This window comes from Micromonospora sp. WMMD961 (genome assembly GCF_029626145.1).
In the GTDB taxonomy this organism is placed as follows: domain Bacteria; phylum Actinomycetota; class Actinomycetes; order Mycobacteriales; family Micromonosporaceae; genus Micromonospora.
Window position 1 is genome coordinate 2,774,297 of record NZ_JARUBJ010000002.1, and the last position, 12,537, is coordinate 2,786,833.

At 70.3% G+C, this 12,537-nt stretch carries 10 protein-coding genes; all 10 read left to right on the forward strand.

Annotated features, from left to right (window positions below; translation table 11 throughout):
* The first annotated feature begins 20 nt into the window (after positions 1 to 20).
* The 10 genes from O7614_RS13115 (at position 21) to O7614_RS13160 (ending at position 12,537) form a co-directional block, all read left to right on the forward strand.
* Complete coding sequence (locus tag O7614_RS13115) at positions 21 to 485, forward strand: DUF948 domain-containing protein (RefSeq protein ID WP_278138732.1); 465 nt, start codon at positions 21 to 23, stop codon at positions 483 to 485.
* Between the two features lie 30 nt (positions 486 to 515).
* Positions 516 to 821, forward strand: coding sequence for a hypothetical protein (locus tag O7614_RS13120; protein WP_145783809.1), 306 nt, complete (start codon positions 516 to 518; stop codon positions 819 to 821).
* A complete protein-coding gene (alaS, locus tag O7614_RS13125) occupies positions 818 to 3,496 on the forward strand; it encodes an alanine--tRNA ligase (RefSeq protein WP_278138733.1) in 2,679 nt (892 codons plus the stop codon). Before O7614_RS13120 ends, alaS begins: the two co-directional genes overlap by 4 nt.
* A 72-nt stretch (positions 3,497 to 3,568) precedes the next feature.
* Positions 3,569 to 4,027 (forward strand): Holliday junction resolvase RuvX, encoded by a 459-nt coding sequence (ruvX, locus tag O7614_RS13130; protein ID WP_278138734.1) that lies wholly within the window; start codon positions 3,569 to 3,571, stop codon positions 4,025 to 4,027.
* Complete coding sequence (mltG, locus tag O7614_RS13135) at positions 4,027 to 5,220, forward strand: endolytic transglycosylase MltG (protein WP_278138735.1); 1,194 nt, start codon at positions 4,027 to 4,029, stop codon at positions 5,218 to 5,220. Before ruvX ends, mltG begins: the two co-directional genes overlap by 1 nt.
* 272 nt (positions 5,221 to 5,492) lie before the next feature.
* The gene (locus O7614_RS13140) at positions 5,493 to 6,332 is read left to right on the forward strand and encodes a shikimate dehydrogenase (protein ID WP_278142243.1); all 840 of its coding nucleotides are present in this window, start codon (positions 5,493 to 5,495) and stop codon (positions 6,330 to 6,332) included.
* Positions 6,333 to 6,429: 97 nt separating this feature from the next.
* Positions 6,430 to 8,136, forward strand: coding sequence for a glycoside hydrolase (locus tag O7614_RS13145; RefSeq protein WP_278138736.1), 1,707 nt, complete (start codon positions 6,430 to 6,432; stop codon positions 8,134 to 8,136).
* A 224-nt stretch (positions 8,137 to 8,360) separates the two neighbouring features.
* Positions 8,361 to 10,298, forward strand: a complete 1,938-nt coding sequence (locus O7614_RS13150) for a hypothetical protein (RefSeq protein WP_278142244.1) — start codon at positions 8,361 to 8,363, stop codon at positions 10,296 to 10,298.
* An 81-nt stretch (positions 10,299 to 10,379) separates the two neighbouring features.
* Positions 10,380 to 10,946: a DapH/DapD/GlmU-related protein gene (locus O7614_RS13155; protein WP_278138737.1), complete on the forward strand. Its 567-nt coding sequence runs from the start codon at positions 10,380 to 10,382 to the stop codon at positions 10,944 to 10,946.
* Positions 10,939 to 12,537 carry a lipopolysaccharide biosynthesis protein gene (locus O7614_RS13160; RefSeq protein ID WP_278138738.1) on the forward strand — a complete coding sequence of 533 codons (1,599 nt, stop codon included), beginning with the start codon at positions 10,939 to 10,941 and terminating at the stop codon, positions 12,535 to 12,537. Before O7614_RS13155 ends, O7614_RS13160 begins: the two co-directional genes overlap by 8 nt.

A 12,537-nucleotide genomic window follows, 5' to 3' on the forward strand; every position in this document is an offset into this window, starting at 1 on the left:
TTTGCTTGAGGAGGACAGGCGTGGGCGACTTTGGAGCGATCGCGGCGCTGATCGCGGCATCCGCGTTCGCGGTGCTGGTGCTCATCCTGACGCTGCCCATCCTGCGGCTGCGGCACACGGTTGACGCCACCACCCGGATGATCAACGACCTCAACGATCGGACCGCGCCGCTGCTCGGCGACGTGAACACGACGGTGAAGAACGTCAACACGGCGCTGGAGCAGGTGCAGACCTCGCTCGACGGCGTGAACCTCCAGTTGGCGAAGGTCGACACGATGACCAGCCACGCGCAGAACGTCACCGCCAACATCGCCAACCTGGCCACCGTCGTCTCCGCCGCGGCCGCGAACCCGCTGGTCAAGGTGGCCGCCTTCGGCTACGGCATGCGCAAGGCCGCCGCCGGCCGGCGGCACGCCGAGACCGAGCGTGAGGTCCGCGACACCATCAAGCAGCAGCGACGGGCCGCGCGGCGCGGCAACCGCTGACCGGCCGAGGCACCAGGAAGGTAGCGAGACATGAGGCGTCTGTTCTGGCTCGGTATCGGGGTGGCCGTCGGTGTGATCGTGGTCCGCAAGGCGACCCGGACCGCCCAGGCGTACACACCGGCCGGCATCGCCAGCTCGCTGACGGAATCCGCTGGCGGGCTGGTCGAGTCGCTGCGTAACTTCGTGGAGGACGTCCGGGTCGGGATGGCCGAACGCGAGCAGGAGATCCACCAGGCGTTCGCCCAGGGCGAGGCGTTCGACGATCAGTTCGCCGAGCTGCGGGAAGACCCGCGGATCGGCGATCGAAACATCTTTCCGGAGGAACATCAGCGATGAAGACGGCGGAGATCAAGCGGCGGTACCTCGCGCATTTCGAGGCGAATGGCCACACTGTGGTGCCGTCCGCTCCGCTGCCCGCCATCAGTGACCCGAACCTGCTGTTCGTCAACGCCGGCATGGTGCAGTTCGTGCCGTATTTCCTGGGTCAGCAGACGCCTGCGTACCGGCGGGCGGTGAGTGTGCAGAAGTGCATCCGCACCCCGGACATCGACGAGGTCGGTAAGACCAGCCGGCACGGCACGTTCTTCCAGATGAACGGCAACTTCTCCTTCGGCGACTATTTCAAGGCCGGGGCGATTCCGTTGGCGTGGGAGTTGTCGACGAAGCCGATCTCCGAGGGTGGTTACGGGCTGGATCCCGAGCGGATCTGGCCGACGATCTACCTGGATGACGACGAGGCGTTCGAGATCTGGCGGTCGGTGGGTGTGCCGGCGGAGCGGATCGTGCGTCGGGGTAAGGCGGACAATTTCTGGTCGATGGGCATTCCGGGGCCGTGTGGTCCGTCGTCGGAGTTGTTCTACGACCGGGGTCCGGAGTACGGCCGTGAGGGTGGTCCGGCGGTCGACGAGGACCGGTACATGGAGTACTGGAACCTGGTCTTCATGCAGTTCGAGCGGGGTCCGGGCACCACCAAGGAGGACTACCCGATCCTGGGTGACCTGCCGGCGAAGAACATCGACACCGGCATGGGCCTGGAGCGGATGGCGTCGATCCTGCAGGGTGTGGACAACCTGTACGAGATCGACGAGGTCCGGCCGATCCTGGCCCGGGCGGCGGAGCTGACGGGTAAGCGGTACGGCGCGCACTCCGGGCACGTGGCCAGCGAGTCGCACCCGGACGACGTGCGGCTGCGGGTGATCGCCGACCACGTGCGGACCGCGCTGATGCTGATCGGCGACGGAGTGACGCCGAGCAACGAGGGCCGTGGGTACGTGTTGCGGCGGATCATGCGGCGGGCGATCCGGTCGATCCGGCTGCTGGGTTGGCAGGAGCGGGCGCTGCCCGAGTTGCTGCCGGTGGCGCGGGACTGCATGGCGCCGTCGTATCCGGAGCTGGCGACCGACTTCGATCGGATCGCGGAGTACGCGTACGCGGAGGAGGAGGCGTTCCTGTCGACGCTGCGGGCCGGGACGACGATCCTGGACACGGCGATCGCGGAGACCCGCACGGCGGGCGGCTCGGCGTTGTCCGGGGCGAAGGCGTTCCAGCTGCACGACACGTACGGCTTCCCGATCGACCTGACCCTGGAGATCGCCGCGGAGCAGGGCCTCACCGTCGACGACGAGGGTTTCCGCCGGTTGATGGCCGACCAGCGGACCCGGGCCAAGGCCGACGCGCAGGCCCGCAAGACCGGCCACGTCGACCTGTCCGCGTACCGGTCGGTGCTCGACTCGGGTGGCCCGGTGACGTTCACCGGCTACAGCGAGGTGTCCCGCGAGTCGACGGTGCGGGCGCTGCTCGGTGCCGACGGTCCGCGCCAGGCGGCCACCGAGGGTGACACCATCGAGCTGGTCCTCGACACGACCCCGTTCTACGCCGAGGGCGGTGGGCAGCAGCCCGACCAGGGCATGATCACCGTCGGTGGCGGGCAGGTCGAGGTGCTCGACGTACAGCAGCCGGTCCCCGGCCTGATCGTGCACCGCGCCCGGGTGATCCGGGGTGAGGTGCGTGCCGGCGAGGCCGGTTTCGCGGAGATCGACACGACTCGGCGCAGGGCGATCTCCCGGTCGCACACCGCCACCCACCTGGTGCACCAGACCATGCGGAACTTCCTCGGCGAGTCGGCCACCCAGGCCGGGTCGTTGAACGCGCCCGGCCGGCTCCGGTTCGACTTCAACACGCCGACCGGGGTGTCGCCGAGCGTCCTGCGTGACGTCGAGCAGCAGGTCAACGAGGTGCTGCTGGCCGACCTGGAGGTGCACGCCTTCATCACCTCGCTGGACGAGGCGCGGCGCATCGGTGCGATGGCGCTCTTCGGCGAGAAGTACGGCGAGGAGGTACGGGTCGTCGAGGTGGGTGACTACGCCCGGGAGCTGTGCGGCGGCACGCACGTGGCGCGCTCGGCCCAGCTCGGCCTCGTGAAGATCCTCTCCGAGTCGTCGATCGGTTCCGGTGTCCGCCGGGTCGAGGCGCTGGTCGGCATGGACGCCTTCGGCTTCCTGGCCAAGGAGCACCTGCTGGTCTCCCGGCTCGCCGAGCTGTACCGGGTGCCCAACGACCAGGTCGCCGACCGGGTGGAGCAGACCGTCACCCAGCTTCGGGACGCCGAGAAGGAGCTGGAGAAGCTCCGCGCCCAGCTGGTGCTGGGTGGCGCGGCGGCGCTCGCGGCACAGGCCAAGGACGTGCGCGGGGTCGCGTACGTGGGCACCGAGGCACCGGAGGGCGCGGCCGGCAACGACGTGCGGACCCTGGCTCAGGAGATCCGCGGCAAGATCGACCCGGCGCGGCCGGCGGTGGTCGCGGTGGCGGCCCGGTCGAACGGCAAGGCGTCCCTGGTGGTGGCGGTCAACGCGGCCGCGCGCGGTCGGGGCCTGGCGGCCTCGGATCTGGTGAAGGCGGCGTTCTCCGGGCGTGGCGGCGGCAGCCCCGACCTGGCCCAGGGCGGCGGTCTGCCGGCGGCCGAGGCACCGAACCTGCTGCTCACCGTCGAGAAGGCGATCACTGAGGCGTGATGGACGATCACTGTCGGTCAGGGCGGGCCATTCGGCCCGCCCTGGTTCGTCAGCAACCGGTGGTGACCGTCGGTGGCTGATTTGACGCGCGGTGTGCGGCTGGGTGTCGACGTCGGTCAGGTGCGGGTCGGTGTCTCCCGCTCGGATCCGGACGGGATCCTGGCAACTCCGCTGGTCACGCTCGCTCGCGACCTCACCGCGTCGCCGGACACCGTTCCGAGCGATCTCGCCGAACTGGCCGCGTTGGTGGCCGAACATGAGGCCGTCGCGGTTGTCGTCGGCCTTCCGGTCAATCTCGCCGGAAAACACGGCCCGGCGGCCGTCCACGTGAAGGCGTACGCTGACCGACTGGTCGATGTGATAGCGCCCGTCCCGGTAACGCTCACTGACGAGAGGATGTCGACCGTGGTGGCTTCTCGTAGGCTTGCCGAGCGTGGCGTCCGAGGTAAGCGTCAACGTGCGGTTGTCGACCAGGCGGCCGCGGTGGAGATTCTGCAGAGCTGGCTGGACGCGCAGCGGAGGCGGACGTAATGATCGACGATCTGGACCTTGGGTTCGACGAGCCGGAGCGGGGGGAGAAGGGTCGGCACCGGCGCGGCTTCCGCAAGCGCAACGGCAAGTCCGGCGGCGGCCGGGGCAAGACTTTCCTGGCTCTGCTGATGGCCCTGCTCCTGCTGGGCACCATCGGCGGTGGCGCGTTCTACGGCTTCGACCGCATCCAGAACTACTTCGTCACCCCCGACTACGACGGCGCCGGGACGGGTGAGGTCACCGTCGAGATCAAGAACGGCGCGCTGCTCGCCGACATGGCCGACGCCCTGGTGGCGGCCGACGTGGTGAAGAGCCAGAAGGCGTTCATCGAGGCCGCCGAGGCCGAGTCGCGCAGCAAGAACATCCAGCCGGGCACGTACAAGCTGCGCAAGCAGATGAGCGGCGCGAACGCCGTCACCGCGATGCTCGACCTGAAGAACAAGATCGTCAACGGCCTCACCATCCCCGAGGGCCGGACCGCCAAGAACATCTACAAGCTGCTCTCCGACAAGACCAAGATCCCGGTCAAGGATTTCGAGGCCGCCGCGAAGGACCCGGAGGCGCTCGGCGTCCCGGACTGGTGGTTCCAACGCGAGGACGGCAAGAAGATCGTCAAGTCCGTCGAGGGCTTCCTCTTCCCGGACACGTACGAGATCCCGCCGAAGGCCACCGCGGAGAGCATTCTCAAGCTGATGGTGGACAACTTCCTCTCGGTGACCGGTGAGATGACGTTCGCCGACCGGGTGCAGAAGGAACGCAAGGTCAGCCCGTACGAGGCGCTGATCGTGGCGTCGCTGGCCCAGGCCGAGGCGGGCAACAAGGACGACCTCGGCAAGGTCGCCCGGGTGGCCTACAACCGGGCGTACGGCGAGTTCAACTGCAACTGCCTGGAGATGGACGTCACGGTCAACTACTACCTGGAGCTGACCGGGCAGAAGACCAAGTCGTCGAAGGAGATGACGGCAGCCGACCTGGACAACCCGAAGAACCCGTACAACCGCAAGTTGCCGGGTCTGGTCCCCACCCCGATCAACAACCCGGGTAAGCAGGCCCTGGAAGGGGCGATGGCGCCGCCCACGGGCAAGTGGCTCTACTTCGTGGCGATCGACAAGGAGGGCCACTCCGAGTTCGCCGAGACGTACGAGCAGCATCAGCGCAACGAGGCGAAGGCCCGGGAGGCCGGCATCATCTGACCGGCCCGGTCGCCGACACCCGAGGCTCCCGTCCCGCTGACCGACGAGCCGGTCGCTCGGGACGGGAGCCCCGGCGGTCGCGACGAGGCACGCGGCGTGCGCGTGCGCCTGCTCCCGCCGATGGCCCGGCACCCGGGAACCCGGGCCGGCGAGCGTCGTCCGCAGCCGGTTCTCTGGTGGCCCGGCCGGCCGGCTGGGTAGTGTCGATCCGAGTCTGCGGGAGGGCGGGAAGCGATGCGGAACACGGCAGGAGCCCCGGGTGGTGGCCGGTGATCGTGGCGACCCGTAGGGCCGCGGTGCTGGGCAAGCCGATCGCGCACTCGCTCTCCCCGGTGATCCACACCGCCGGTTACGCCGCCGCCGGGCTGACCGGGTGGTCGTACACCCGGATCGAGTGCGCGGCGGCGGAGCTGCCGGATCTGGTCGCCGGCCTGGGCCCGGAGTGGGTCGGCTTGTCGGTGACCATGCCGGGCAAGGAGGCCGCGCTCGCCGTGGCCGCGCAGGCCTCGCCGGTCGCCGTCGCCGTCGGCGCGGCCAACACGTTGGTACGTCGACCGGACGGCTCCTGGTATGCCGACAACACCGACGTCGCCGGCATGGTGCGGGTGCTGACCGCGGCCGGGGTGAGCGCGGGTGCCGCAGTGACGGTGCTCGGCGCGGGTGGAACGGCCCGGGCCGCGTTGGCTGCCGCCGCGCAGGTGGGCTGCCCCGCGGTGACGGTGGTCGCCCGCCGACCCGAGGCGATCGGCGAGCTGCGGCCGGTGGCCGACGCACTGGGTGTCGTGCTGGCACCCGCCGGCTGGGTCGACGCACACCGCCACCTCTGCACCGCTGACCTGGTGGTCTCCACCGTGCCGAAGGGAGTCGCCGACCCGTTGGCCGGCGCGGTGGCGTGGCGGCCGGGGACGGTGCTCTTCGACGCGATCTACGATCCGTGGCCGACGCCGTTGGCCGCCTCCGCCGCTGCGGCCGGCCTGCGGCTGGTGTCCGGTCTGGACCTTCTGCTGGCGCAGGCGATCGGCCAGTTCGAGCAGTTCACCGGTGTGACCGCCCCGGTCGAGGCGATGCGCGGAGCGTTGGCACAGGCGACGTCGGTCGATTTTCTTAGCTGACGGTTAAGACGCGCTTACGAGAAACTGTCCTACCTGCGACCTGCGCTGGTCATCGATACGCTGCTCACCGTTACGGACGCAGACACAGGGAGTTTCCTTGACCAGGCACGGACTGCACCGCATCACCCGGTTCCGCTCCGGACCCCGGCGCAAGGCGATCGCCATCGGCGTGGTCGGCGGGTCGGTGGTGGCCGGCCTCGTGGCCACCATGATGCCGCTACTGGCCAGCGACGATCTGTCGATCCGGGCGGCGGCGGACACCACCGCGACCACTGTGTCGCAGGACGGCGACAACTCCGCCAAGACGACCCTGGCCACCTGCGCGACGCGGTGCGACGGAAACCCGCGGGGTGGTCGCCAGGCGGTCATCGAGTTCGCGGTGACCACGGTGCCGGCCGCCGCGGTCAACGTCCGGGCGACGCTGCGGATGCACGCCTGGCAGAAGTTCGCCGCCACCGTGACGGCGCACGCCTCGCCGCTGAGCGCCCGGGAGGCGCGGCCGAGCCTCGGCCCGGCCGGTGACGTGCTGGACAGCGTGAACGGTGTGTCCAAGGGATTCAACGAGTGGGACGTGTCCAAACTGGTCACCGGCAACGGGGTCTGGACGGTCTCGCTGGTCCAGGCCGGCCTGGAGAGCCGGATCTACTGGGCGTCGGTCGAGAACCGTAGCCCGGACCTCCGCCCGAGCCTGGTGATCAGCTACGACCTCGGGTCCCGGCCGGCACCGCCGCCGACCACCCGGCCCGCACCGCCGCCGTCGCCAAGTGCCTCGCCGACCACCGCCTCGCCGAAGCCCTCGCCGACCGTCACGCCCACCCGGACGGCGACCCCGAGCGCGAGCAGCACTCTGCCGACCGGCAAGTGTGGGGCCGTGTCGGACAAGCTCGTTCCCTCCTGCGGCGCCTGGTGGGGCATGTACTCGCCGGCCGGCTCTGCCGGCGGCTGGGACCACGGCAAGGCCGTCTCCGATGTGGAGGCACAGGTCGGCCGCAAGTTCGACGTCGTGCACCGCTACCACGACTTCTCCAACACGGGCAGCAACGGCGCCTTCCCCGACGTCTACGAGCAGCAGCAGATGCGCGAGGGCCGGCTGATGTTCTTCGCCTGGGAGTCGCGTAACTTCTCCACCGGCACCACGCTGAAGTGGTCCGATGTCTACAGTGGTCGGCAGGACGAGACCATCGACGCGGTCGCGGGTCGCATCCGCGCCGCCGGCGTGCCGGTCTTCATGGGCTTCGACCACGAGCCCGAGGACGAGCCGAACAAGGGCAGTGACGCCGACTTCGTCCGCGCCTGGCGCTACGTCCACGAGCGGTTCGCCCGGGCCGGCGCGAGCAACGCGGTCTGGGTCTGGACGATGATGGGCTGGTCCGGCCACTACTCGCGCTACGCCGGCCTGTACCCCGGTGACCAATACGTCGACTGGGTGGCGTACGACCCGTACAACTTCCACGTCTGCAACGGCAGCACGGTGTGGAAGAGCCCGAGCACGACAGTGGGCGGTTTCTACCGCTGGCTGGACGACAACGGCATCGGTGCGGGCAAGCCCCGGATGCTCGCCGAGTTCGGCACCAACTTCGACGCCGCCGACCCGGGTGCCAAGCAGCGCTGGTTCCAGGAGTTCCCGGCGGCGCTCAAGGCGCACCCCAAGATCAAGGCAGCCATCTACTTCAACTCGGCCGGCATGACCAGCCGGACGTCGACCTGCGACATGACGATGAACCACAACGCCGCGGCAGTGGCCGGCTTCGCCAAGGCCGGGCAGGACCCGTACCTGCGGCAGCCCACCGGGGGGAGCCGCTGACCACCACGACGACGCACTGACGGGACGCCGTTCGCCGGAGGTCGGGCATCCGACCTCCCGGCGTTCTGTCGGCTAGCGGATTCACGCACCGCCCAATCGGCGGATTTTGTTAACCAGGCTGGACGAGGCACGCTACCCCGGGTTCTCATCCAATCTGGAGGCGCAGCGTGCCCAAACTCTCGCACTTGTGGCGTTTTGTAGGACGACGTCGTGCTCGGGCGGGGGTGGTCGCGTTGGCGATCGTCGCCGCGGTTCTTGGCGTGCCCACCACCGCGTCGGCTGCGGTCGTACCGGTCCCGGAGACGGCCACCCTGGTGTCGGCGAACCCCGCCGACACGACACCGCACGCCCGAGACGGTGAGACCCGTGCCTTCGCGCAGGTGGGCAACACGGTCTTCGTCGGCGGCAGCTTCACCCAGCTCCGGCAGACCGCCGCCTCCGCGTGGGTGACGCAGCGCTACCTCTTCGCGTACGACCGGACCACCGGGACCATGTCCACCACCTTCCTGCCGGTGCTCGACGGCGCGGTCAACACGCTCGTCGCCGGCCCCGGCGGCACGCTGATCGTGGGCGGCGCCTTCAAGAACGTCAACGGCGTCTCGCGCAAGAACCTGGTCGCGCTCGACCCGTCGACCGGCGCGACCATCGACAGCTGGGTCGGACGCTCCGACGGCGGCACCGTCCGTGAGCTGGCCCTGCACGGCAACTGGCTGTACGTCGCCGGCGCGTTCAACTGGCTCAACGGCACCGCGCACGTCGGTCTCGGCCGGCTCAACGCCACCACCGGCGCGATCGACCCGACCTTTGTCATCGACGCGACGGTCGGGCGGCACGGCACCACGTCGTACGCCTGGACCATCGACGTCACGCCGGACGGCAACACGCTTGTCGTCGGCGGTAACTTCACCCTCGTCAACGGCCTGGCGCGCAACCAGATCGCACTGGTGGACGTCTCCGCGACGCCCACGCTGATCGACTGGAGCAGCGAGAAGTTCGTCGCGCCGTGCGCGTCGCCGACGACCTTCGTGCACTACGTGCAGGACGTGAAGTTCGGCGGCGACGGCACCTGGTTCGTGGTCGGCACGAACGGCGGCGCCGGCTGGCCGTCCGCGTACTGCGACGCCCTGGTCCGCTTCGAGACCGCGGCGCGGGGCAGCGGCCAGCTCGCCACCTGGGTCGACTTCACCGGCAACGACACCATCACCTCGGTCGAGGTCGCGGACAACGTGATCTACCTGGGCGGGCACTTCCGCTGGCTGAACAACCCGAACGCCAGCGACAACGCCGGCGCGGGCGCGATCGACCGGCTCGGCATCGCCGCGGTCACCCCGGCCACCGGGATGCCGGTGAACTGGAACCCGCGGCGCAGCGGCAGCGCCTCGATGCCCTCGGGCACCAGCAGTTGGGGTTCCTCGGTGCCGGTGCTCTGGCGCGGGTCCGACGGCCTCTACTTCGGGCACAACTCCGACGGCATGGGCGAGGAGTACCACGGCCGTCTCGGCATGTTCCCGCTCTCCGGCGGCCGGACCTTCACCCCGAAGAACCCGCCCACCGCCACCACCGGCAACCTCTACCTGAACACCGCTTCGGGCACCCTGGCGAAGGTGCCGTTCGACGGTGCCGCGCTGGGCACCCCGGTCACGGTCAGCCAGCCCGCGTACACCTCGGCCGGGGCGACCTGGCGGGTGGACGACCGGATCTACTGGTCGCACACGGTCGCCGGCACTCCCACCGGCAGCCGGATCGACGTGTCGCTGTTCAACGGCGGGGCGATCGGCTCTCCGTGGGAGGCGTCCGGCTACAACGACTGGTACAACCCGGCGCTGCTGACCGGCGCGTTCTTCCTCGACGGCCGGCTCTACTACACCCGTACCGGGGCCAACAACCTCTACTACCGCTACTTCGAGATCGACGGCAACTACCTCGGTGCCACCGAGTTCACCCTGCCGACGACGGGCGTGACCTGGTCCGGAGTGCGGGGCATGGCGTGGGTGGGCGGCCAGATCGTCTACGGTGCCACCGACGGGGCTCTGCGCAGCGTGGCGTTCGACCCGACGGCCGCGCCGACCGCGGCGGTCAACGGCGCCGCGGCGACTGTCATCACTGCGGCGACGCCCGAGTTGTCCTGGTCTACCCCATCGACATTCTTCTCCGTAGAGTAACGGTCAACCGTTCGTAACGAAGCATCGGTAGATTGTTCACGTTGGGCCGGCGGCGGGTACACGACCGCCGCCGGCCCCGCGATGTGGGGAGGATCGTTGCCCGGCGCCGCTGGCATCCGTAAGAGACGCGCGGTGCGTCTGATCTTCGCGGTCAAACGCGGTTGGTACCAGCTCCGCTATCGGCGGTTGACACTCGGCCGCGACGTGGAGATCCGTGGTCGGATCCGGCTGCGCCGCGGGGTGCGCGTGACCATCGGTGACCGCACCCGGTTGAACAAGCTCGTCCGCTTCGCAGGTCCCGGCGAGGTACGCGTCGGGGCCGACTGTCTGCTCAACGCCACCTGGATCGGCACCTGGACGTCGGTGACCGTGGGAGACCGCTGCCTCCTGTCGGACTGCGAACTGCTCGACAACGACTTCCACAACCTGCCGCCCGCGCAGCGACACGAGCCGCCCGGCCCGGCCACCCGCGCGCCGATCGTCCTGGAGGACAACGTGTGGGTCGGCGCGCACGCACTGGTGATGAAGGGCGTTCGGGTCGGCCGGGACAGCGTCGTGGGCGCGGCGACGGTGGTCCGCACGGACGTACCACCCGGTGTCGTGGTCGTCGGCAATCCTCAACAGACGGTGAAGAAGTTCCATGACTGATGCGACGCCCGGTCCCTGGTCCACGGACGGCCCGTCCTCGGGGACCCCCGGCACCGTGACACTGACCGACCTGCTGCGGGTGCCGCTGCACCGGTTGCGCCTGGTGGCGGCGGTGGCGATGGTCGGCCTGGTCGCCGCACTCGGCTACGTGCTGCTGGTGCCGGCGGCGATGAGCGCGAGCGCAGTGGTGGCGGTCCGGCCGGTGGTGACCGACGCGTTCACCCCCAGCGGCGCGGGCGCCGACCGCGCGGTCAACATGAACGTGGAGAGCGGCATCGCCACCGGCACCGAGGTGGTGCAGCGGCTCGCCGACTCCGCCGGCGGTGACCCGCGCGACATCCGCAACGCGCTGGAGGTCGAGGTGCCCACCGGCGGGCAGATCCTGCGCTTCACCTACCAGGCGGGCGACGCGCAGCGGGCGGTACAGAGCGCCAACATGGCCGCCCAGGCCTACCTGGACGTGCGACGCACCATGTACGAGCAGCAACGCGCCGAGATGTTGCGCTCCTACGACGAAAGCATCACCAAGGTCGTCGCCCAGCAGACCGCGCTGCAGAAGCGGGCGAGCACCGTCAAGGACACCGCCGCGGGTGACGCGGTGGTGGCCGAGTTGGCCGGAATCAACAACCAGCTCACCCAGCTCAACGCCGCCCGCACCGAGATCGCCGCGGTCGACGTCAACCCCGGCTGGGTCACCCAGACCGCGGAGAAGGCACTGGTCACCTCCGCCGGGCACCGGCCGCTCTACCTGGTCGCCGGCCTGCTCGGCGGCGCACTGGTCGGCATCGTGCTGGCGTACGCCTGGGAGTCGACCGACCGGCGGGTCCGCTCGGTCGCCGACGGCCGGGACGCCACCGGGCTGCCGCTGCTCGGCACGGTGCGCCGGCCGGCGCTGCGCGGCAGCCCACGGGCCGTCGACGCCGACATCCGGTACGTGGCGATGGCGGTCGCCGAGCGGGTCCGTCAACCCGCCCGGGTGGCGCTGGTCACCGCCCGGGAGGACGCCACCGCGCTCACCGCTGGACTCGCGGTGGCGCTCGCCGCCGACGGTCGCGAGGTCTTCGTCGCCGACGACAACGGGCGCGTCGAACGGCTGCGCACCACCGTGCTCGCCGACCGGGGGCGGCTGCCCGTCGACCCGTCCCGACCGCTGGTGCCCAAGCCTCGGCCGGCCGGCAGCACCTCGACTGCCGCCGGTGGCGCGGATGGCACGACCACCCGCCGGCCCTCGCCGCACCCGCCCGGCGCCCGCCCGTCCACCGACCCGGACGCCACCCTGACGCTGCCCCGGGTGGCGTCGGCCCGCCCGGAGAACGGTCGGGTCACCGACCCGGACGAGGTGGCCGTGGGCGTGGGCAGCGTCCGGTTCGGCACCTGGCGACAGGGCGCCGACCACGGCCTCGTGCTGTTCAACGCCCCACCGGCGGAGTCCGACGAGCGCGGCGTCGCGGTTGCCCGGCAGGGCAGCGCGGTGGTGGTCGTGGAACGGGACCGCACCCGGCAGAGCGACCTGCGCCGCCTGGTGGAACGGTTGCGTGCCGCAGGCGTCACCCCGCTGGGTTTCGTGCTCACCCGTAACGGCCGGGCCTGA

Excerpts from the sequence above, each read along its gene's own strand:
- O7614_RS13120 (WP_145783809.1), top strand. The coding sequence starts at position 516 with ATGAGGCGTCTGTTCTGGCTCGGTATCGGGGTGGCCGTCGGTGTGATC.
- alaS (WP_278138733.1), top strand. The coding sequence starts at position 818 with ATGAAGACGGCGGAGATCAAGCGGCGGTACCTCGCGCATTTCGAGGCG.
- mltG (WP_278138735.1), top strand. The coding sequence starts at position 4,027 with ATGATCGACGATCTGGACCTTGGGTTCGACGAGCCGGAGCGGGGGGAG.
- O7614_RS13155 (WP_278138737.1), top strand. The coding sequence starts at position 10,380 with ATGTGGGGAGGATCGTTGCCCGGCGCCGCTGGCATCCGTAAGAGACGC.
- O7614_RS13160 (WP_278138738.1), top strand. The coding sequence starts at position 10,939 with ATGACTGATGCGACGCCCGGTCCCTGGTCCACGGACGGCCCGTCCTCG.